General features: G+C 66.1%; 21 protein-coding genes and 1 tRNA gene. 17 read left to right on the forward strand and 5 right to left on the reverse strand.

Translation table 11 applies throughout. The features are described from left to right. The first annotated feature begins 110 nt into the window (after window positions 1-110). Window positions 111-191 (forward strand) — tRNA-Tyr (locus IZR01_RS35750). A 131-nt stretch (window positions 192-322) separates the two neighbouring features. On the opposite strand, the gene IZR01_RS35755 is transcribed toward IZR01_RS35750, so the two are convergent. The 3 genes from IZR01_RS35755 to IZR01_RS35765 form a co-directional block, all read right to left on the reverse strand. After that, a complete protein-coding gene (locus tag IZR01_RS35755; protein ID WP_194896528.1) occupies window positions 323-1,702 on the reverse strand; it encodes a tyrosine-type recombinase/integrase in 1,380 nt (459 codons plus the stop codon). A 59-nt stretch (window positions 1,703-1,761) separates the two neighbouring features. Then, window positions 1,762-1,947 carry a helix-turn-helix transcriptional regulator gene (locus IZR01_RS35760; RefSeq protein WP_194896529.1) on the reverse strand — a complete coding sequence of 62 codons (186 nt, stop codon included), beginning with the start codon at window positions 1,945-1,947 and terminating at the stop codon, window positions 1,762-1,764. A gap of 184 nt (window positions 1,948-2,131) precedes the next feature. Beyond that, the gene (locus IZR01_RS35765; RefSeq protein WP_323747194.1) at window positions 2,132-2,884 is read right to left on the reverse strand and encodes a TRM11 family SAM-dependent methyltransferase; all 753 of its coding nucleotides are present in this window, start codon (window positions 2,882-2,884) and stop codon (window positions 2,132-2,134) included. A gap of 462 nt (window positions 2,885-3,346) precedes the next feature. On the opposite strand from IZR01_RS35765, the gene IZR01_RS35770 reads away from it, so the two are divergent. The 16 genes from IZR01_RS35770 to IZR01_RS51395 all read left to right on the forward strand — a co-directional run bounded on the left by IZR01_RS35770 (window position 3,347) and on the right by IZR01_RS51395 (window position 19,358). Continuing rightward, window positions 3,347-4,141, forward strand: a complete 795-nt coding sequence (locus IZR01_RS35770) for a hypothetical protein (RefSeq protein ID WP_194896531.1) — start codon at window positions 3,347-3,349, stop codon at window positions 4,139-4,141. Window positions 4,142-4,252: 111 nt separating this feature from the next. Further along, entirely contained in the window at window positions 4,253-4,606 is a 354-nt protein-coding gene (locus IZR01_RS35775) for a pilin (protein WP_212009012.1), read from the forward strand. Window positions 4,607-5,061: 455 nt separating this feature from the next. Beyond that, complete coding sequence (locus tag IZR01_RS35780) at window positions 5,062-6,630, forward strand: ABC transporter permease (protein ID WP_194896532.1); 1,569 nt, start codon at window positions 5,062-5,064, stop codon at window positions 6,628-6,630. Window positions 6,631-6,636: 6 nt separating this feature from the next. Then, complete coding sequence (locus tag IZR01_RS35785) at window positions 6,637-7,509, forward strand: PrgI family protein (protein WP_194896533.1); 873 nt, start codon at window positions 6,637-6,639, stop codon at window positions 7,507-7,509. Between the two features lie 526 nt (window positions 7,510-8,035). Further along, the gene (locus IZR01_RS51385; RefSeq protein ID WP_228555208.1) at window positions 8,036-9,199 is read left to right on the forward strand and encodes a VirB4 family type IV secretion system protein; all 1,164 of its coding nucleotides are present in this window, start codon (window positions 8,036-8,038) and stop codon (window positions 9,197-9,199) included. A 138-nt stretch (window positions 9,200-9,337) separates the two neighbouring features. Next, window positions 9,338-11,824: a type IV secretory system conjugative DNA transfer family protein gene (locus IZR01_RS35795; protein ID WP_194896534.1), complete on the forward strand. Its 2,487-nt coding sequence runs from the start codon at window positions 9,338-9,340 to the stop codon at window positions 11,822-11,824. Between the two features lie 126 nt (window positions 11,825-11,950). Next, window positions 11,951-12,727: a replication-relaxation family protein gene (locus IZR01_RS35800; RefSeq protein ID WP_194896535.1), complete on the forward strand. Its 777-nt coding sequence runs from the start codon at window positions 11,951-11,953 to the stop codon at window positions 12,725-12,727. Window positions 12,728-12,826: 99 nt separating this feature from the next. Next, on the forward strand, window positions 12,827-13,423 hold the full coding sequence (locus IZR01_RS35805) for a C40 family peptidase (RefSeq protein ID WP_194926425.1): 597 nt from the start codon (window positions 12,827-12,829) through the stop codon (window positions 13,421-13,423). Between the two features lie 602 nt (window positions 13,424-14,025). Further along, entirely contained in the window at window positions 14,026-14,250 is a 225-nt protein-coding gene (locus IZR01_RS35810; protein ID WP_194896537.1) for a hypothetical protein, read from the forward strand. 359 nt (window positions 14,251-14,609) lie between these two features. Next, complete coding sequence (locus IZR01_RS35815) at window positions 14,610-15,308, forward strand: hypothetical protein (protein WP_194896538.1); 699 nt, start codon at window positions 14,610-14,612, stop codon at window positions 15,306-15,308. Further along, entirely contained in the window at window positions 15,305-15,898 is a 594-nt protein-coding gene (locus IZR01_RS35820; RefSeq protein ID WP_194926426.1) for a hypothetical protein, read from the forward strand. Before IZR01_RS35815 ends, IZR01_RS35820 begins: the two co-directional genes overlap by 4 nt. Then, window positions 15,895-16,182, forward strand: coding sequence for a hypothetical protein (locus IZR01_RS35825; RefSeq protein WP_194896540.1), 288 nt, complete (start codon window positions 15,895-15,897; stop codon window positions 16,180-16,182). Before IZR01_RS35820 ends, IZR01_RS35825 begins: the two co-directional genes overlap by 4 nt. A gap of 221 nt (window positions 16,183-16,403) precedes the next feature. Continuing rightward, window positions 16,404-16,535 (forward strand): hypothetical protein, encoded by a 132-nt coding sequence (locus tag IZR01_RS52640; protein WP_267254939.1) that lies wholly within the window; start codon window positions 16,404-16,406, stop codon window positions 16,533-16,535. A 385-nt stretch (window positions 16,536-16,920) separates the two neighbouring features. Further along, window positions 16,921-17,604 (forward strand): hypothetical protein, encoded by a 684-nt coding sequence (locus IZR01_RS35830; RefSeq protein ID WP_194896541.1) that lies wholly within the window; start codon window positions 16,921-16,923, stop codon window positions 17,602-17,604. A 143-nt stretch (window positions 17,605-17,747) separates the two neighbouring features. Then, on the forward strand, window positions 17,748-18,029 hold the full coding sequence (locus IZR01_RS51390) for a transposase (protein ID WP_212009017.1): 282 nt from the start codon (window positions 17,748-17,750) through the stop codon (window positions 18,027-18,029). Between the two features lie 333 nt (window positions 18,030-18,362). Further along, complete coding sequence (locus tag IZR01_RS51395) at window positions 18,363-19,358, forward strand: transposase (protein ID WP_228560956.1); 996 nt, start codon at window positions 18,363-18,365, stop codon at window positions 19,356-19,358. Window positions 19,359-19,409: 51 nt separating this feature from the next. On the opposite strand, the gene IZR01_RS35840 is transcribed toward IZR01_RS51395, so the two are convergent. Next, window positions 19,410-19,850 (reverse strand): hypothetical protein, encoded by a 441-nt coding sequence (locus tag IZR01_RS35840; protein ID WP_194926427.1) that lies wholly within the window; start codon window positions 19,848-19,850, stop codon window positions 19,410-19,412. Between the two features lie 110 nt (window positions 19,851-19,960). Continuing rightward, window positions 19,961-21,181, reverse strand: a complete 1,221-nt coding sequence (locus IZR01_RS35845) for an SGNH/GDSL hydrolase family protein (RefSeq protein ID WP_438939648.1) — start codon at window positions 21,179-21,181, stop codon at window positions 19,961-19,963. Window positions 21,182-21,316 lie beyond the last annotated feature (135 nt).

Genomic DNA, 21,316 nt, shown 5'->3' on the forward strand with positions numbered 1-21,316 from the left:
CCACCAGACCCCACCACCAAACCGAGTGGCGAACCACCCCCCGCCATCCGCTATTGTTGTGCCGTCGCCCCACGGAGCCGATCCCGATCGGAACCGCGGGACGTGCTTTTGGCGGGTTGCCCGAGCGGCCAATGGGAGCGGACTGTAAATCCGTCGCGAAAGCTTCGAAGGTTCGAATCCTTCACCCGCCACATCCAGGCAAAACAGCCCCTGACCAGGTGAACTCTGGTCAGGGGCTTGTTTGTTCACACTGCCACTGATGTGCGATCCGGACCGCTGTGGATCACTGCTCGCGACAAATACGCGACAAAGTTTCAGCGGGCTAAGCGCCGTCCGGCCCTCCCAACGCATCCTCGATCCGTCGCCTGGCAACCTCGTCCTGGCCGTCAATGCACTTGGCGTAGACCCGCAGCAACACCTCGACGCTGTGGCCGGCCCACTCGGCGATCTGGGTCGGCGGAACACCCGCGTTCAGCCAGGTGGACACGGCAGCATGCCGGAGGTCGTACGGGCGCTTCGCCATCGGCGAGGCGAACTGCCGGGCTGTTAGTGCGTCGAAGCGGGCGTCGCGCCAGGTCTTGGTATAGATGCTGTCGTTGACCACACCACCGCGTGCCGCGACGAACAGCGGGCCGCCGTTCCTGGGTGGGAAGTTGGCAACGTGATCGCGCAGGATCTTCACCAGCTCCGGACAAGCCGGTACCGGTCGTACATCGTCAACGGCCCGATGCTTGAGCCCCCGCTCTTCGTGCGGCTTTCCATTGTCTGTCCAGGCCGAGCCAGCCCGCGGCGCGCTCTTCGCCAGATGGAGAGTCCCCCAACCCTGCTCTGGCAGCTCGCACTGATCCTCACGCAGGCTCTTTGCCTCCGATGGCCGCAGCGCTGCGAAGTACATGAGGGCGAAGAAGGCCACCAGCTTCTTCCCGTACCGGCCTTGTTTCTCGACCGCTGACAGCAGAGCTCTGGCTTGCACCGGGTTGACCACCACGCGCCGATCCACCACCTCGGTCGTCCTCGGCGCCCTCCAGCCGATCTCATTGATGGGATTGGTCGGTAGCCGCTTAAGTTCAACGGCGTAGCCCAAGGCGTTGTAGAACACGGCACGCTTTCGCGTGACGCCCTTCGCCGCGGCCGCACTGCCGTCCATCTTGAGGCTCAGGGCGTCCAACGCTTTGCGAACCACCATGGCATCTGCCAGGTCCTTCAGCGGAATAGAAGACTTCACGATCCAGTCCAGCGCCTGAGTGACGTCCTGTGGCGCTGTGTCCTTACTCCGGCTGAAGTTGAAGGCGTAGCGGTACAGGGCGCGCCGCAGCACAACTGGATCGGGCCGACCAGGAAGGTCTCGACTGAGCACCGGAGCCACCACTGCCAGCGTCTCAGCCACACCTGAGCGTGAGTTCGGCGCCAGACGTGGCCACTTCATCTCCGCGTACTCGACCAGGTGCTCATAGACGGTCGGCCCTTTCGGCACGGCCTTCTTCGCGATCATGTGCTCCGGCAGACCAGTCTCGGTATCAAAGGGAAAACCCTCGCGAGCTGCTGTCAATAGCTTGGCGCGGAACGCTTCAGCCAGCGCAGACGTCACGAACGACTCGGTGAACGTCCTTCCCGCCACCAACCATCGGAGCCGGTGCGTTGTCCGTTTCTTACCCTTGTACTCCTGGATACTCCAGATGTGGACGTCGTAGGACGGGTCCATGGTGGTACCTCCGCGGTGCGGGGCCGGCCCGCCGAAGCGGGCCGGCCGGTTGTGCTGGTTCAGCGCCGGTTCTGGCAGTCCCGAAGGAATCGCTCCAACGCAGTACGCCGGATCCGGATCGAGCCGTTGGGCAGTTTCAACGACTCCGGGGCCAGCCCTAGGCGCCGCCACCGGTAGAAGGTGCTGCGTGCCACGCAGAGCTCAGCGGCGACCTGGTCGATGGTCAGGAACTCGTCTCTGGGCATCAGGCTCCTTGCACAGGCGGCGCGGATCGATCGGAGTGCGGCTTCACGGGTCCTGCCAGAGGCTCCGCGAAGCCGAGCGAAAGGAACTTCGGGCCAGAATCAGCAGGCACGGACTCCGGGAAGTCCGTCACCCGCCAGATCTCACAAAGGTCGATCACATCTGGACGCGCGGTAGCCTTTTCGTTCACGCCGATCTCCTGCTCGATGCGTTATAGCGCAGGTCAGGACCGCAACCACAGCCTGTGTTCTCCATCGAGTGATCGTCAGGGCCACCAGCGCGAGCCACCACGAGCGGAGTGTCCGCCGCGCAGCCCATCGGCTCATCGTCTGGTGGGGCGAGGAGTAGATGGCAGCGCTCGTGTAGAGCAAACCCGGCGTCGAGTACAGCATCAACGGCCACAGCGGCGACGTCGCCCGCCTGGCCAAGACCGCGTCCGGCGTTGGCGACGATGACCAGGAACCCATCGGGCTTCAGCAGCGTGCGGCGACTGGACAAGACCTGTACGAACGCGCTGCTGTCGCAGCACGAATCGCCCAGATTCCATGGCAGCGAAGCAAGCACAAGCGAAGCCCTCCTCCGCACATCCCGGCCGACGAGCGCTTCGATTTCACGAGCGTCGCCATTCACGACGGTCGCGAACCCAGGCGCACCGCGGTTCACAGCGTGCTCGACGTTCTGCATCGCCAGCGCCGCCCACCGCGGCTCGTACTCCACGCCGATGGCCATCCGGTCGAGGCGCATCGCCTCTACAAGGGTGGTTCCGATCCCGGCCATCGGATCGACGACCAGGTCGCCCGACTCCGTGTAAGCGGCGATGGCGTGCGCGGCGACCGCAGGAAGCACCTTCGGCGGGTGGGCATCGGACTCCGGAAGGTATTTGTCTCCGGTTCGCATAGTCGGGTTGTCTTGAGCCGTATCCCAGGGCAGCGGTGGCACGGCGAATGACGCTGAGTCGGGTGGGGTGCTCGCGGCGGGAGCTCGCAAGGGCTGCTTCCTTCCGATGGATGGCGTCCCGGCCGAGGCGGCCGTGATCGCTTTTACCCCTAGGAATCAGTCACCGCCTGCCAAGACGGGGTCACCCCTGTTCCCGTGGCCACGAGGTGCGAGGCTGCGCGCCCGAGTGATCTTTGTGGCAGCCGGTTACGCCACCGCTGTCTGTCGCCTCTGTTCACCTCCGAAGGGCCCGGCTTAGCGATGTAACCGCAGGTCCGAATCAGCTTCCTCGCAGTACGCACCCCTAATCACCACCCGTTACGCACATGTGGTCGCCGAGAACGATTACAGCGCTCTGAGCTGGGCGTTTACACGCTTCCTAAACGTTCATTACGTCTCCGGTCCCTTGCCTTGGCGGCGGGTCGAACCCGGCCCCTCGAAGCCCCTGACGCAAGGGAGCCCGCCATGTCCCTGACGACCACGAGCAAGTCGTTCGAGGCCACCTCCATCGCGATCGCGGAGGAGGCGTTCCTCACCCGCTTCTCCGACACAGCCATGCTGTCCATTCCGGGCACGATGCTCGGATCCGACTGGGCCCGTCGCGATGTGTCGCTGGCCGAGGCGAAGCACCTGCTAATGGGCCCGGCCGCCGAGGCCTGCGATCGCGTGTGGGCGATGATCGCCCGCAACGCGCGCCGTGACGGCGGCGATTGGAGCCTGGCCGCTGTCGGCATGGCCGCACCAATGCTAAAGCGGATCGCGGCCGGCGCCTGCGCCAAGTTCGACGGAATCCGGCAGGACGACCTAGCCGCAGAGGTCGTCGCCGCCTTCTTGTCCCACCTAGCAGTCGTCGACCTAGAGCGGGCCGGGATCCTGGTGCGGCTGCGCTGGGCGACCTGGCGTGCCACCGTGAAGGTCGCGCTTGCGAACACCGAAGCACCGGCGCCTTACTCGTTCATCGGCTCGATGCCGCCGGCGATGCCCTGCGCGCATCCCGACGTGGCGCTGGCCCGGGCTGAACGTGCCGACGTAATCACCCGTGCGGAGGCCGATCTGATCGGTATGACCAGGCTGGACGAGGTGTCCCTGGCCGAGGCAGCCGAATGCCTCGGGATCACCGCGAACGCAGCGAAGATCCGCCGCCAGAAGGCTGAAGCGCGGCTTGTCGCCTTCTTGACCGGCCAGCCGATCCCGACGCGGAAGGACCTCAAGCACGCCCGCGTCCGGTCCACGGTCAACTCCGTATCGCTCGCAGCCTGAGCATCCCCATACAGCTCAACCGCGGTGACCCGATCTGCGTCAAGTAGCTGATTCCTAGGTGCGACGGGATGGCTGTCAGCCCTCCCGGAGCACCGACGGGAAGGCTCGATCGTGAACGACACGAACCACAAGATCCGCGCTGCGGTCCTCCTGGCAACGTCAGCTGTCTTGGCCTTATTTGCCGTGACCCGCGCTCACGCGGACACCGGTCAGTACACCGTTGTCGCCGCAGCCGCACTCGACAAGGTCATCGACAACGTCACAACTTGGCTGGTCGGGCTGCTCACCGGCCTGGCCACGATGTTCCTCACCATCGGCGGAGTCAAATACCTGATCGCCTCGGGCGATCCGGGCGAGGTCGAGAAGGCGAAGGGTGCTCTGAGGTCGGCGGCCATCGGATACGCCGTCGCGATCCTTGCCCCTGGGCTGGTCAGCATTCTGCACAAGATCCTCGGTGCGGGGTGATCGCGCCGCGTCCGTGCCGACTTCCGCCATCACCCCACACAGGAGCAGCGCCATGCCGTCATTCATCCGCCGAAGCCTCGCCGCCGTCGCCATGCTCAGCCTCGTCGTAGCAGCCTCAGGCTGCTCAGCGCATACACATGTGGCTCCGACCAGGAGGGTGATCGTCATCCCCAGTCCTGGTCAGGCTCCGCTCGCCACGCTCCCAACCGGCCTGGACTGGCTCAGCCGCTTCATCGCCGTCCACTCCGGACGCACCGGTCGTTGACGTGCGTCCCCACACCTCCCGCACCGGCCGAGCGATGCTACTGGCGGGTGTCTCCACAAGCCTCGTGATGCTCACCTCAGGGACCGCCTACGCCGCTCCCACCCCGCCAGGCCCAACGCCTCCCGCACCAGCGTCCCCAGCCGGAGGCGCCGATCCAGGGATCTACGGTCCGCTGGTTGGCGGCGGCACGATGTCCCCGCCGCCGGCAGTCGGCCCGGGTCTCACGCCGGCCGGCGGGTCTGATCCGTCGTGGTGGGACGTCCCCGGCCAAATCGAAAAGGCGATCGACACCTGGTTCGGTGACCTGGTGAAGTCCGCCCTGGAGCCGGTGCTCAAGCTGATCGGCGACACACTGCTGTCGAGCCCTGACGTGTCCGACGGCCGCGTCGCCCAGGTGTGGACAGGCGTTCTGATCACCGCCAACACGCTCTACATCCTGTTCTTTCTGGCTGGCGCGGTGATCGTCATGGGGCACCAGACGGTACAGACGCGCTACTCGATGAAGGAGATCGCCCCGCGCCTGGTCATCGGGGCAGTCGCTTCGAACGCCTCACTGTGGGCGATCTCCCAAACGGTGTCCCTCGGAAACGCTCTCGCCGCAGCCCTGATGGACAGCAAGTTGTCCGCCGAGGGCATCGGTTCGCGGCTGACCTCGATGATCGTCGACAAGCTGTTTCTGCCATCTGGCATCACCCAGCTGTTCCTGGTGCTCCTCGGCGGCGCGGTGGCGGTCATGGGCATCGTGCTGCTGATCACCTGCCTGATTCGTGCAGCGATCTTGTTGACTCTGACAGCCGGATCTCCGCTCGCCCTCGCCTGCCACGCACTCCCGCAGACCGATCCGCTCGCCCGGCTCTGGTGGCGAGCGATCATCGGCTGCCTGGCCACGCAGGTCGCACAAGCGCTCGTCCTGATCACCAGCATCCAGATCTTCTTCGACCCGAACGCCGACACGATCCTCGGGCTCCCCTCAGGTGGCGGCCTAGTGGATCTGCTGCTCTGTCTCGTCTTGCTATTCGCCCTCATCAAGATCCCGATCTGGACCACCAGGGTGGTGCTAGGGCGTGGTGCGATGGGCGCGACAATGGTTGGCCGACTCGCCCGCTCATTCATCTATTACAAGGCGTTCACCCTTGCACGCAGCCGCCTTGGCGGGCAGGAGGCCCGGCAGCGCACCTCGGGGGTCTGGCACAACAACTTCCGGCCCGGCCCGCCCACACCGGGCGCGGGGCTGGTTCCGTCCGGAGGCCCGCGGCCCGAAGACGGCGGCGGACTCGGCGGCTGGTCCCCGCGACCGGAGACGGTAACCGCGACCGCGACCGTTCACCAAAGCGGTTCATCATCCGGTTCCTGGCACCCCGGGCCGCCGCATGGACGGGGCCCGAGCGGCCAGCCCTCAACCATCCCGCCAGGTCCAACCCGACGCCCGCTCGCGCTCCCGCCCGGCCGCTCGACCAGGCTCGACCGGCTCGCCAAAGAACGTGTGGAGAACCCACTCCCGAACCGCGGAGTCCAGGAAGGCCTGTTTCCGCCGATCAGCAGCTCGGCCGGGCCACGCCAGGCGAAGCCTCACAACAAGACAGCACCAGCGGCTCAGCGCCCAAACGGCCAACACGAGTCAGCTCCACCGGCCCCCACGCCGCATACGCCTGCCACAAGCGCAGAACGGCCTGCTGGCCGCACATCTGGCGCCCCAGCAAAACGCACTTCAACACGTAAGCCCGACGGCCCAACCGCCAAGAAGAGGAACAGGGGCTGACCGGCCATGACCCAGGACTACGGAACCGCCAGAATCCCCCAGGACGTCTCGCAACCAGACAAGATCATGTTCGGCGCGACAGCCCGCCAGTGTGTAATCCTCGGCGGGACCACCGCGGGGCTCTGGCTTCTCTGGCTCGCTCTGCGCTCGTCCGTCCCACCGCTGATGTTCGCCGCTCCAGCCGGATTGCTCCTGGTGCTGCTCGGGATCGCCGTCACCGCCGAACGCGACGGGATGAGTGTCGATCAGTTGCTGTTCGCGGCGATCCGCCAGGCGCTGTCGCCGAAGCGACGAGTCATGGCGCCCGAAGGCGTAGAAGACCCGCCGGCCTTCGTCTCGGGTCTGTTTCAGGGCAACGCCCCGAAGACCCCTGCCTCGCTCGGCCTTCCTGTCCGGCAACTTCGCGATGACGGCGCAGTGGATCTCGGCCCGGACGGGTGTGCGGCGCTCGCGTCGGCATCCACAGTGAACTTCGCACTGCGCACCCAGGGCGAACAAGCACTGCTCATCAGTGGTTTTGGCCGATGGCTGAACTCGCTGACCGGGCCGGTGCAGATTACCTCGCGCACGACGCCTGCGGACCTTGGCAAGCAGATCAATACTCTGCGCGACTCGGCACCGCGTCTGCCGCATCCCCTGCTTGAGGCCGCCGCACAGAACCACGCTGACTTCCTCGCCGATATCAACGCCTCCGGCTCAGTACTGCATCGCAGCCTCTTGGTCACGGCACGCGAGTTGGACCCGAAGCATGCGCCCCGCGCCGCACGTCGCATTGCGGAGACCGCCGCGCTCTCCGCATCCGAGATCGACGCCGTTCCGCTGGACTCGATCGCCGCGCAGCTGGCTCTGTCCGCCGCACTCGACCCCGATTACCGATGAAGGGAGCCCGATGATGCGCCCCCTGGCCATCGCGACCGCCGCAGCGACCATCCTCCCGATCAGCACGAAGACGAAACAACGCGGGCAGGACAAGCTCGGCCTCGGCCCGTCCAGCCTCGCGGTCGAGACGAAGAAGCTCAGAATCGGCGAGTCCACCCACGCCGCGACCTTCGCCGTGGCCGGCTACCCTGCCGAGGTCGGCAACGGCTGGCTGGAGCCGATCCTGTCCTACCCCGCGCGGATCGACGTCGCCGTCCACATCGAGCCGATCCCCGCACGGATCGCCGCCGACCGGCTCCGCAAACAACGTGCTCGCATGGAGTCGAGTCGTCGCCATACCGCAGAACGCGGGCGGCTGGACGATCCGATGACAGAATCTGCCGCGGCGGACGCACGGGAGCTCGCCTACCGCGTTGCCTGCGGCGAGGGGTGCCTGTTCGACGTCGGTATCTACCTGACCGTCTTTGCCGGCACCGAAGCGGATCTCGACGAAACTGTCGCGGCGGTGCGATCCGTGGCAGACGGGATGCTGCTGCGGCTGGTGCCAGCGACCTTCCGCAGCGTTCAGGGCTGGACCACAACGTTGCCCCTCGGGATCGATGGCCTGAAGATCCGTCGGACATTCGACACCGACGCCTTGGCAGCCTGCTTCCCGTTCACGTCCGACCAGCTCGCACAAGTCGTCGGCTCCACCTCACCGGTTCTGCTCGGCGTAAACGGCACTGGTGCCGGCCTGGTCTGCTTCGACCGGTGGGCCCTGGACAACCACAACTCCGTCGTCCTCGCCCGATCGGGGTCCGGCAAGTCGTACCTGACGAAGCTCGACATCCTCCGATCCCTCTACACCGGTGTCCACGTACTGGTCGTGGACCCGGAGCAGGAGTACGTGCGGCTGGCCAAGGCTGTCGGGGGTACCGTGCTGGAGCTCGGGGCACCCGGAGTAAGGATCAACCCATTCGACCTGCCCAAAGACGAACAGTCACACGACGCAGTGAAGCGTCGGACGCTGTTCGCCCACACAGTCGTCGCGGTACTCCTCGGGGCGGAGCTGACCGCCAGCGAGCGCGCCGAGCTCGATTCAGCGGTCCTCACGGCTTACGAGCGCGCGGGGATCACCGAGGACGTTCGCACCCACACTCGCGATGCTCCGACGCTTGCAGACGTGGCCGCTGTCCTCGCCGCCCGGGGTAGCAACGAGGCCCGGTCGCTTGCGAGTCGCTTGGCTCCGCACACCAGCGGATCCTTCGCAGGGCTCTTCGATGGGCCGACAACTACAGCCGTAGACGGCCACCTGGTGGTTTTCGCGCTCAAACAGCTCCCCGAAGAGATGAAGGCGATCGGCACACTGCTCGTTCTCGACGCGATCTGGAGGCAGGTCACCTCACCGGAGCGGCGCCGAAGACTGTGTGTGGTCGATGAGGCCTGGCTGCTGATGAAGGAGCCAGCTGGCGCGCGGTTCTTGTTCCGCATGGCCAAGGCAGCCCGGAAGCACTGGGCCGGCCTCGCGTCATCACTCAGGACGCTCCCGACTTGCTCGGTACCGACCTCGGCCAAGCGGTCATCGCCAACGCCGCGACCCAGATCCTCCTCCGGCAGGCGCCGCAGGCGATCGAGCAGGTCGCTGCGGCCTTCCGGCTATCTGCCGGGGAGCGCGCCTATCTGCTCACGGCCACCCGGGGAACCGGTCTGATCAACATCGGCAGCAGCCGCGCTGCCTTCGCAGCCGTCGCCTCGAACGACGAACACCTTCTCGCGACCACCGACCCCGCGGAGCTGGCAAGGCTCGAAGAGTCCAAAACAGCCGAGCCCGAGGGCGAGGGCATCTGAGATGCACGGCGACGCCTCAGCGCCCCAGGTCCCGGTGATCCAGTTCCTCAACAGCCCACAGTCCTTCCTCAGCTCGGCCGGCCGCGTCATCGGCAGCTTCCTCGAAACGTGGTGGCAGGTCGCTACGCCTGCCGCGCTGGCCCTGACCGGAACGGCGGCGGGTGCACGCCTTGTGCTGCACGCTCGCCATCGACGCTTCATGTCTACCGGAGCACGGCTGGTCGAAGTGCAGCTACCGCCGGAAGTCGGCGCAGATGCCGCGTCGAAGTTCTGGTCCCACGTACACGCCATGCTTCGTCCAACATGGCGGCGGTTCTTCGACGGCCAACCACACCTGTCGTTCGAATACTGCTTCAGCGATACGAACACACGGATTGAGATCTGGGTACCGGGAGTCGTTCCGCCGAGGTTGGTCGAAGCGGCCGTGGAGTCAGCATGGCCCGGGGCACACACGACGGTGCTCAAGCCGGCTCCCAGCCCAATCCCGTCGACAACGGTCGCCCCAGCCACAGGCGGGCGCCTTCGGCTGGCCAAGACCGAAGTCCTCCCGCTGAACACCAAGCACGACTCCGATCCACTGAGACCGCTGTTCGGAGTCGGTGCCGGCCTGCGACCCGACGAGCACATCGCAGTGCAGGTACTTGCTCGTCCGGCCACGGGCCGCAGGCTACGAATCGCACGGCGAAAGGTGCACCGCCTGCGAAGTCACGCCATGGGTCTACGGCGAACCAGTCGGCCCACGATGGTGCTCTCGATGCTGGACGAGCTGACGCCCGGCGTGAAGAACGTCGCCCTACCTCTCGGCGCCCGCACGGATCCGATGGTCGCCGCAGAGGTACGTGCAGCCGTTTCAAAGGCAACAGGATCACTGTGGGAAGCCGAGATCCGATACGTCGTCGCGGCCGTCGGCTCGATCGGATCGCAACTGCCTGACGACCGGCTGCGAGGGGTCGCCGGAGCTGTCGCCGCCACCTTCGGTGTCTTCGCGGAGCGGAATTGGTGGGCCCGCAGGCGGCTGCGGCATCCGATCGAGAAGCTGACCAGTCGGCATTTCGACCGTGGAGATCTACTCAACATCGCCGAGCTCGCCAGCGTCGCCCACCTGCCGACCGACGCCTTCGCCCTCGGCGTCGAGCGGGCTGGAGCCCGCTCAGTCGCGCCGGCTCCGACTGTCGCGACCGCCGGCCGATCCGTGAAGCCGCTTGGCGAAACGGATGCCGGCCCCGCTCGCATCGTCGGACCGAAAGTCGCCGATTCACGTCAGCACCTGCACATCATCGGCTCCACCGGATCCGGGAAGTCCACCCTCATGGGCGGTCTGATCCTGGACGATGTCACAGCAGGCCGCGGTGTTGTCGTAGTCGACCCCAAGGGCGACCTCGTCCCAGACCTTCTCGAACGGCTCCCGGAGTCCGCTGGTCGACGCACCATTCTGATCGATCCGACCGCTCCCGATCCGCATCCGACGCTGAACGTCTTGGCCTCGGCCGCCGGAGACGACGATCTCCTAGTCGACAACCTCGTCGGCATCTTCCGCCGCATCTTCTCCGCGCATTGGGGCCCACGCACCGACGACGTTCTGCGGGCGGCGCTGCTCACCTTGCAAGCCACCAGTTCGAGCAAAGTGCTGGCGAGGGTGAAGGACCCGACTCTCATGGACGTGCCGGAGCTTCTGACCAATGACGCCGTCCGGCGAAGAACCCTGTCTCGCCTCTCCGGCGACGACAACGTTCTGCGTGGCTTCTGGCGGGGCTACGACGCTCTCTCCGAAGCCGGCCGTTCAGCCGTCGTCGCCCCGCTCCTTAACAAGCTACGAGCCTTCTTGCTCCGAGACTTCGTGCGGTCGACCGTCGGCGACCCCGCTTCCACGATCGACTTGAGCGAAGTTCTGAATGGGGGAATCTTGCTGGTCAGGATCCCCAAGGGCGTCCTGGGCGAGGAGACGGCACGGCTCCTCGGCAGCTTCGTGGTCGCAGCGACCTGGCACGCGGCCTCAGCACGAACCAAGTCCGCTGAGGGCGCCCGCATCGATGCCGCGCTGTACCTGGACGAGGCACACAACTTCCTGTCGATGCCGATCTCGATGGAAGACATGCTCGCCGAAGCTCGCGGCTATCGACTGTCTCTCACGCTCGCCCACCAGAACCTGGCGCAGATGCCAACGGACCTGCGCGAAGGCATCTCGTCCAACGCCCGGAACAAGGTGTTCTTCGCCTGCTCTCCCGAGGACGCCAAAGCGCTGGCGGTGCACACGTCGCCGATGCTCACGGAGCACGATCTCGCGCACCTCGGCGGGTACCAGGCAGCCGTCCGGTTGAACGTCGATGGAGTGCAGGCGCCGGCCTTCACGCTCCGCACACTCCCGCTTCCCTCGGCCATCCCGGGCCGCGCTGACCGCATCAGGCAGCTGTCCAGGGAGGCCACCAGCGCTCGACGGCGAGAAATCGAGCAGGCCGAGCCATCTCCTCGGAATCAGGGCCTCGCGTAATCCGAGCCAGCCGACCTGCCCACGGAGGAAGCTATGTCGTTCAGTAAGGCAGCCAAGACGCGTGCCCAGCCCGCTCGCACTGCGAGTCACGCGGCTGCGGACCTTATCACCTCGCGTGACGCCCGCATGCTCCGACTCATTGCCGAGCATCGCGTCCTCACGAGCGGACAAATCACCAGCGCGCTGTTCACCGACAACACCCGCGCTCGCAAGCGAATCAGCACGATGCGCGACGCAGGCCTGATCGAGACGTTCCGCCCTCCGGCCGCCGGGTCATCTCAGCTTCACTGCGTCGCCACGGCCAAGGCGCTGAAGTTGCTCGGCCTCCCGGCCCGAAGCGCCGTGCCGGCCGGCATCGGGCAGGCGGCCATCGCGGCCGCACTCCGCCAGGACCTGGACCACTTGCGAGGCGTCAACGAGCTCTTCTGCCGGCTTCTCGCGCACGGACACGTGCGTGGCTCCGGGGCTGCGCTGGAGGACTGGCGATCAGAGTGGTCCACTGCGCAGCTCTTCCCCGGTCGCGTCAGGCCTGACGGCTTCGGTCGATGGCGCGACGGCGAGGCCTGGTGCGAATTCTTTCTCGAGTACGACACAGGCACCGAGCCGCTTCACCGGCTCTGCACGAAGTGGCTCGGCTACGACAACCTCATGCAGGCCGCCGACACCTGCTCTCCTGTGCTGTTCTGGCTCCGCTCCCCAGGTCGCGAGCAGCACCTGCATGAGCTGTTCGCCGAGAGCAGCACTGGAGTACCAGCCGCCACTGCGGTCGGTGACCCGCAGACTGCCGACATCGCCGGGGCGGTCTGGCGACCGACGTTCGCTGAACGGCGCTTCACGCTGGCCGGACTGGGCAAGGCTGCCTGCGATCACCTTGGTGTTCCACAGCGACCGAACGTCCTGTAATCGCCTCCTGAGCAGGGATTACAGCAGAAATTACACCCGACACGGCCTCGGACTCGTCCGAGGCCGCAGCTGTGTAATCCTCACGATCGGAGCGTTGTGATGGGTGTTCCCGCACGTGTCGCCACTGCCGCGGCCGTCGCGTTCCTGTTCCTCGTCGTCTTCATCTCAGCGGCAGCAAGCGCAGTAACCGCAGCCATTGCTGCGCCGCTCTCTCACCTGTGGCACGCCGTGGCCGCCGATCCACGAGGCACTCAGAGCCTGTGGTCGGCACAGGACTACGTCCACCTGATCGCCGCCGCAGAACACGACGCACCGTCCCCGCAGGCCGCCACCGCAATCGCGTTCGCCGCCAAGCAGATTGGGCGACCCTACATTTGGGGTGGAACAGGCAACCCGGGATATGATTGTTCCGGGCTCACACAAGCTGCCTACCGCTCGGCAGGAGTCGATATCCCCAGAGTGGCAACTGCGCAATATGTCGAAGGTGTAAAGATTGAGTTGGATAGCCTTCGGCCCGGGGATCTCGCCTTCTATGGAAGCACGGCATTCGCGCATCACGTCGCAATTTATCTCGGCGTCGTCCGAGGGGTTCCGGTGGTGTTGGACGCGCCCGCACCAGGCGAAGTCGTGCGGTTCGATCCATTGACCTCAGGTGGCGATCTGTTCGCCGCCACCCGTCCGACTGCCGCTCAGTGACAGCCCCGGCGCGGTGTACGGCGCAGTCGGGAACGCGATGGGCCGCGCGTCAGGTGGCGCGGGCAGCAGGCACCGTAGAACCCCTGTAACGCCAGGTCAGTGGGGGATTACAGGGCTGACGCCGCAGTCCGACGATCATGGTTACCACGATTTCTATGGCTTCCGCCGCGACGCCCTGATCGCGTCACTCCACCTTCCGGCCTACCTAGCACCTACTGCTCTATCCACCCCCGTTCGCTTCGCTCACAGAAGCCCAGCCGGGTCGGGGGGCGCCGTGGTTTGCCGGCCTGAGGGCCCGCCGCGAGCGGTCAAGGAATTTCCTCGAATGATCTGAATAACAAATAGCGGAAGTCGTACTCCATATGGGTGAAGAAATGGCGGATCAGGGCTTTGACCTGTGCGTTTATCAAGATATCCTGGGTACATAAGGACTTGAGGGCGAAAGCGAATTGAAGTGATTCGCGTCGAGCCCGAGGAAAGGACATAAAACGCAGAAGGCAAACCCCTCAAGGTGCGCCCCGACGGCGGGATTAGGGCCCCGCCGCCGGGAATCAGGCACCGACCACCCCACGATCCCATCACAGATCAGTTAGGAGCACGTCATGAGCCTTGACCTCATTATCGCGGAGCTGCGCGAGCTCTCCGCGAACGCCACGCGGGCCGTGAAGTCCCCGGTCCCGTGCTGCGACGGCAGCTGCCCGCACGCCCAACGCGCCGAAGCGATGGCTGCGAAGTTCACCGAGCTCGACATCGTGCTGTCCAACCTCGGACGGCTGCCGAAGGCCTGGGCCTCTCCGTTCATCCCCTCTCAGCGGGCGCCCCGCTGACCCAGCGCGGTCACACGACCGCGCCGCACTCCTCGTAGGCACTGACGGTGGACCGCGCTGACCCGCGGTCGCGCCCTACCGGTCCACCCGCAGACGCCTGACCACAGCCGCCGCTGGGCTGTCGCAGCTTTTTGCGACAGACCACCGGCCGCCGATCACAAGAACTCAGAGCGCCGCGGCCTGGGCGGAGCCATGCCCAAAACAGCCCGCCCTGGCCGCCGTATCGAACTGGAGCCATCCGAATGACGATCCGGGACACGAACTTCCCACCTGCCCCCGACCGGCTCAGCCCTTGGCTGACAGCCTGCGGATTCACCCACCGCCGAGCCGACATCACCCGCTGAGGAGGAGAGCCAACCATGCCCATTCGCACGCCCGTGACTACCAGCGTTCAGCTGGCCAACGCCGCAGCCGTCGGCAGAGCCTTGCGGCCTCTCGGCTGGACGTCGCAGGAGGAGCCGCAAGGCAAGCACCCCGGGGCGCATCGCGCCACCGTCTGGAAGCCGCAAGCGGCGCCGGACCTCAGTCTCTTGATCCTCACGGTGGAAGGCCAGCGCGGTCAGATGGCCGAGCTGATCAGGTCATGCGTGGCGTTCTCGGAACCCGACCGCAGTGGCCGTCGGCACCGCGGGCGTCGACCCTCGTGGCGCTTCACGTGTTACGACGCGCCGCCGCTGGCAGTCACTGCCGCCGCACTCGCCGCTTTCGACAACGCCCCTGACGGCAAGCTGCTGGACGAAGCGGGATGGGACCTTACCCGCCACGTCGCCCGCGGCCACAAGCGGCCCGCGTTGACAGAGTTCAGACGGCGCGACAGCGCGGTGTCCGCCGTCTTCCGCTTTCCGAACTTCACACCGCCGTGCGAGCGCTGCCCGGCAACCAGCGATCTCGGCGACGCCGGCGGCTGGCTGATCTCCGGCCCCGGCTTCTCCGCCGACGCCACGGCCCACGCACCGGGCGCGGTCATCACGGCCTTCGCGCTCAATCTGCCGGGCCGATCGAAGGCCGCCTCGCTCACACCAGCATCGGACCAGGTGGCGAAGGGGCACGAGCGATGAGCACGTCATCAGCCTTCATCGCACAACGGCGAGTCGGTGAAGAACTCCTCGCATCCGGGTGGCACGCCGCGGCCATCGCAAGTCGGCATCGGCCGGGATCGGCGTGGATACTGATCGACCCCAGCCGCCGGGTCAGGATCCGGATGGCAGCGGACTTCGCATCTCCTCGCGCGACCATCACCGCAGCACGTCTGCCTGGGTTCCCCTGCGCGGGCACCGCCTGGGCTGCCGTGATCGACTTCGCCGATGCCGTAGTTCTGCACAAGGCAGCGCTGGCCAGTGCGGCAACTTGCAGAACGAAGCTGGGCGGCGGCGCCGATCGCCGCGCGGTCATCCGAGCTCTGGAAGCAACGGGGCTGATCCCGGACCGCAGCGCCTTCCGCCGCTCAGTCACGGGCGCTGGCTGGTGGGTCACCTCAGATCGTCGCGCCCGCGCAGCCTGGGCCGCACCGCACCGCAACGATCCGGGCGGATGGCGGATCACGGCTCCCACGCTGCGCTTCGATGCCACGTTCACCACTCCCGCGACAGTCCTCACCTCGATCATCGGCGCAGCGGCGCCCTGGAACCGGCAGGAGCCCACGCGATGAGCACTCAGTCGCGCAACGACGAAGCGATGCTGAACTACCTCGTCGGGGAAGAGGCCGTCACGGCTGCGGCCGACGAGATCTGGACGGTGTCGGGCCGCCTGGTAGACGCCCAGGGCGACCTAGAAGTCGCCACCGACCGCTACCGCGCAGCCGTCGCCGACGCCGGCATTCCCTTGAAGCACGTGGAGCGCATCGGCGCCGCCCTGATCCTGCGGCTCAACCGGAAGCGGCTGATCGAAGAGGTCGAGCGCGCGGACGAGGAAGACCGCGATACCCGCGAGTGAGTCCTTTCGGACCGCGGCGTCTCCGCCATACGCGCAGCCGGGCGCCGGAATGGGCACGCCCGCCGCCACATCAGCCCATCGACCTCGAACAAGATCGCTTCCAACCTCAAAGGAACAATCCAGTGAGCACGAACACCGAACCCAGGCCGTCGCCTACGCAGGTCCCGCGTGGTCCCATGCCCGGCCCCGCATCTCAGGCATCAACGCCTACTGACTGCTGCGTGAACTTCAACCTGCCCGACGGCCGGGTCGTCTGCTTCTCCGTCCCGGTCGGGATCTCAGAGGCTGACGCGAACTTCATCGGGAACCTCCTTCAGGCCTACGCCTTCGCCGTCGCCCGACGCGGGCGCTGACGTGACCGGCCGGCGGCCCACCCGGGCCGCCGGCCCTCTTCGCGCCCTGACCCTCGGCCAGGCAGGCCGCGGAGGTGGACTCTCGCACCGCCCAGAACGTCGCTGGCCTGCGCTCAGGCGCTCAAGCAGCCCGGTCCTCTGGTGGCTGGTCGGTCGCAGCCCGTCCAGCGCCGCCCATCCCGAGTGACAACCCGCCCACAGACCGCCCAGACGCTCAACGCGCTCACTCACACATCACTACGGAGGCCCCACAATGGCTCACCCGACGGCCACCCCGCTGACCGACCCGCCCACGGCCCCGATCAGCGCAGTCCGAATCGCCCGCATCGGCGGCACCGCCGCCGAGGTCGCCGCAGCCGCGATCAGCGCCCACACGCTGTACCACTTGGGCGGTCAGCTCAACCTCGGGCCGTTCACAGCCTGGCTCCTGCCGGCCGCGTTGGACGCCTACGCGTTCACGGCGCTGGCCGTCGGCTACAGCCTCCCGGCCAACCACCCGGGCCAGAAGCCCGTCCTCCGAAACGCCCGCCTCGCATTCGCGATGACCCTGGGCTGCAACGCGCTAGACCACGTTCTTCAGAAGGTCGGCCACCTGATCGACCCGACCGCCCGTGACCTGCTCTTGGCGGCCGTAGCGACCCTGCCCCCGCTCGTCGTCGAGCGGCTCCTCAATCTGCAGAGCCTCTTGGCCGACCACCGCAGTGCGCGGGCCGATCAACTGCCGACCGACCCGCGCAACCTCCTCGACCAACCGGGCACGGTGGACGCGGGAACAAGCCCGGACCAGGCCACTCCACCACACAAGCGCCCCGACTGGACCAACCTCGGGTATGCAGTGTTTGCAGAACTAGCAGACCGGCTGGGTCATCGCCCGTCGGGTCGCGAATTCCAGGCCGCCCTGGCGCTCCGGGCCGAAGAGCTCATCGCGGCCGATCAACTGCCCAACAGCGTACGAACACCGTCGCTCTCGTCAGCTAAGCGAATCCGAGCGGCTATCGAGTCGCAGATCGTAAATCAGGTGAGTCGCGTTCCCGATAGCGCCGATCACCAACTGGCTCGGAAGGTCTGAGCTTGACTCTGTTGGGGATCTTGGTGCTGCCGCGCTGTAGCAGTGGTCTGATGATGCATACTCGGGCTCGTTCGAAGGATTGTCGCAGTGAGTTGAGGTGCTCGTTGTCCGTCCGTCCCCGTCATAGTGAGCATGTTCCGGCTTTGACCGCGCAGGTCGCGCGGACGAGCAATCCAGGTGGAACGACGGCAATGTGGATGCGCGACCGACTGGACGGCCTGTGGAGCGATGAGGACTTCCTCGGCTGGTATCCACGCGACGGGCGTCCCGAGCTCTCCCCGGCCCAACTGGCTACGGTCTGTGTGCTGCAGTTTTTGCTCGACCTGTCGGACCGTCAGGCTGCTGAGTCGGTGCGTTGCCGCATCGATTTCAAGTACGCCCTGGCCTGGACCTGGACGATCCGGGCTTCCACCACAGTGTGCTGACCGACTTCCGCGAACGGCTGACCTGTGACGACCGCGCCGACCGTTTGCTGGATCTGGCGCTGGACCGCTTGAAGCAGGTCGGACTCGTGCGCGAGCGCACCACGCAGCACACCGATTCCACCCACGTCCTGGCTGCGGTGCGCGATCTAACGCGGCTGGAGCTGGTCACCGAGTCGGTCCGCGCCGCGCTGGAGGAGGTAGCTCGCATGGCCGGGCATCTGCTGGTCGGGTTGGTCGACCAGGACTGGGGACGCCGCTACGGCCGTCCGGTGCGACTGGGCAAAAACCCCACACGGCCCAAGACCAGGATCCTGGCCGCAGGACGCCTGCCAGTTGCTCAAGCACCTGGACCAGAGCGGATCAGGATACCGGCCCGGCCCACAGGCCGAGGCCTTGCGGCAGATCGTCATGCAGAACCATTTCCGCGACACTGCCGGCCGCCTGCGCTGGCGCACCGCCGACGACGGCGGGCTGCTGCCCTCCTCGTTGGCGATCGTCTCTCCCCACGAAGCCACAGCGCGCTACGTCCGCCACGGCCACATCATCAACTGGAAGGGGTTCGCCGCCCACCTCACCGAGACCTGTGCCCCGGACAGCGTCAACGTGATCACGGACGTGGCCACCACCTCGGCCGCCGCGCGCCGCGGACTACTGCCCGTCGAGCATCTGGTCGACGGCGGCTACACCTCCCTGGTCCACCTGGAACGCGCCGCCCGCGAACCCCAGGTCACCGTCAGCAGGCCGCTGCCGGGAAACCCCACCGGCCAGCACCGCAAGAACGAAGGCTACGACCGGGACGACTTCCACATCGACTTCGACCGCCGAGAAGTCACCTGCCCGCAGGGCCAGGTCAGCCAGGGTTGGCACGGGCCCCATCCGGCATCCTTGCCCACCGCGGCCCCGCTGATCGTCGCCCGGTTCACCAAGGGCCAGTGCCAACCGTGCCCGGCCCGCACGCAGTGCACCAGCTCTCGCGACGGCGCCCGCAACGTGGGCTTCCCCGCGCGAGAACTGCGCGACCTGCAAGTGCGCGTCCGCGCTGAGCAACAAACACCCGGCTGGAAGACCCGCTACGCAATCCGCTCCGGAGTTGAGAGCACCATGAACGAATTTGCCCACGGGCACGGCATGCGCCGCTGCCGCTACCGAGAAGAGCCCAAAGCACACGTGCAACACGTGCTGACAGCCATCGCCGTGAACATCGAGCGCCTCAGCGCCCGGCCGACTGCCGAGGAAACCTCCCCAGCAAGACCGCCGACCGCCCTCCAGACCTTTCTTGACCACCAGGGAATCCACCGCTCGAAGTCCCGGCGAACCCTCTGCACCTGACCTCGACCACCAAGATCCCCGACGGATTCAAGCTTAGCCTGATCAAACCTCTTACTGTGGCGGCAGCGATACTTGCGCGTTCGGGTTGGGAAGCGGATTGACCTGTGTGCACGAGATTTCGGCAGGCTCCAGTGCAACCGATTCTGAACGCTGAACCGTGCCCTGGAAGCAAGCGATTTTCAGCCCATCGCTGATAGACCCCGGGTCAGCATAGCGAGCACTCATAGCGAAACTGATCACCACCGTGCCGTTCTTGTCCACGGCATCGACCCTGTCTGGACCGGGTCTCGTCGTGGCCAGCGTTTTCAGCTGTCCTACGGTCAGCGGGCCGGCGTGAAGCGCCGTCGCGGCGGCGGCGAGGTAGCTGGCCGCATTCGTCTCGATCACTTTGCTCGCCGCAGCCTCTTGCTTGTCTGCTATCGAGTTGTCGCGGTGCCAGCTGATGAGCAGAATCGCCCCGTACAGCACGGCCCCACCGATGACAACAGACATCACGATAATGAATCCCCTACGCAACGCGTCAATTCCTCCTGCAGTTGATCGCCGGGGGGCCGGGAGCAGTATGGCCAGCCTGCTCCCGGCCCCTCGGCAAGTGTGGTCTATCAGTAGTTTGCCGCTCTGAGGGCGTTCAGGAACGCCGCTGCGTAGATGGGTGTGCCGGTGTTGTTCGGATGGTAGCTCTCCATGCTGCCACAAGGCAGTTTGCTGCCAGGGCAGGAGAAGTCTCCAGGTCCTGTCGGCGCCGCGACGGCGTCGTTGATCCCAGATGTCGCGTTGTCGCAGATGCGGTGGTTGGAGAACTCGGCGTTCGGCCAGTAAAACGTCGCCGGCACGTGGGCCTGGCTGGCAACTGCCGTCGCCACCGCGTCGGCCTCGTGGGTCTCCATGTAGTCGGCCCAGCCGTTCAGCTGGGACGCGTTCGAGGACGCCATGACGCTACACCCGAGGATGACGTTGGGGGCGTTGAACAACTCGGGGTAACCCAGCAGAACGATCTTCGCGTTCGGCGCCTTGTCGTGGATCGCCGCCAGGACGCCCGGGATATTCGCCGTCGCAGCGACGATGTCCCCCTTGACCTTCGAGTCCGCGGGACAGTCGAGCTCGACGCAGTGCTTGACAACGTCGCTGAACCCGGCATCGTTTCCGCCAATAGTGAGCGCCACCAGGGTCGTGTGCTCGTCAAGGAACCCCGCAGCGATCTGTGGAACCTCGTGGTATTGGCCCATAGTGCCCCAGATAGGTTGATTCGTTTTGGTGTCAACGAGTTCACCGGGGCCGAAGTTGTATGTATACGCCCCCGAACAGGCCGTCGATTGGTAGTCGAGGCTGTCGCCGAACACATCGGCCGTCTTGCCGATGGTGTTGGTCTGGTGCGGCAGCGTAGTCAGGCGGATCCACGAGTTCTGGCTCTGTCGGCATGCGTTCCAAGTCGCGTCCGGCGAGGTCGAAGTGTCCTGGCTCGCATACGGGCCCACATCTGTACCGGGCAGGTACGGTTCGGCGCCCTCCCCGGAGGAGTATGAGTCGCCCATCGCCACTACGAAGTCTGACGGCTGGCCCGGCAGTTGCTGAAAGGCTATGGCATCCCACGCGATGTCCGCCGAGCCGGTGCCGTCGCCGTCCATTGTCGTGTTGCTCAGGGACACACTGGTCGGTCCCGATCCGCTGTTCGTGAACTGGAAGGTCCCCAAGCTCACCCAGGTGTTCTGTCTCAGGTGAGTGTTGATGATCCGAGTCTCGGACTTGCCGTCGCCCGTATTGATCACGTACGCGGCCTGCTGTGTGGTCGCTGCGATGTCAGGGATGTGAGTCATGACTCGCACCCAGCCATTGAGCGAATGCCAACATGACGTCGCTGGTCAGGGTACTGGTGTGATCGGGTTTGCGGGTGTTCATCCTGTTCGTAGGCGGGTGTCTGCGGTCTAGATCGTCTGCCGCGGTCAGCGGGTGACTTCGAG

It is taken from the genome of Catenulispora pinisilvae (assembly GCF_015356865.1).
GTDB classification, from domain to species: Bacteria; Actinomycetota; Actinomycetes; order Streptomycetales; family Catenulisporaceae; genus Catenulispora; species Catenulispora pinisilvae.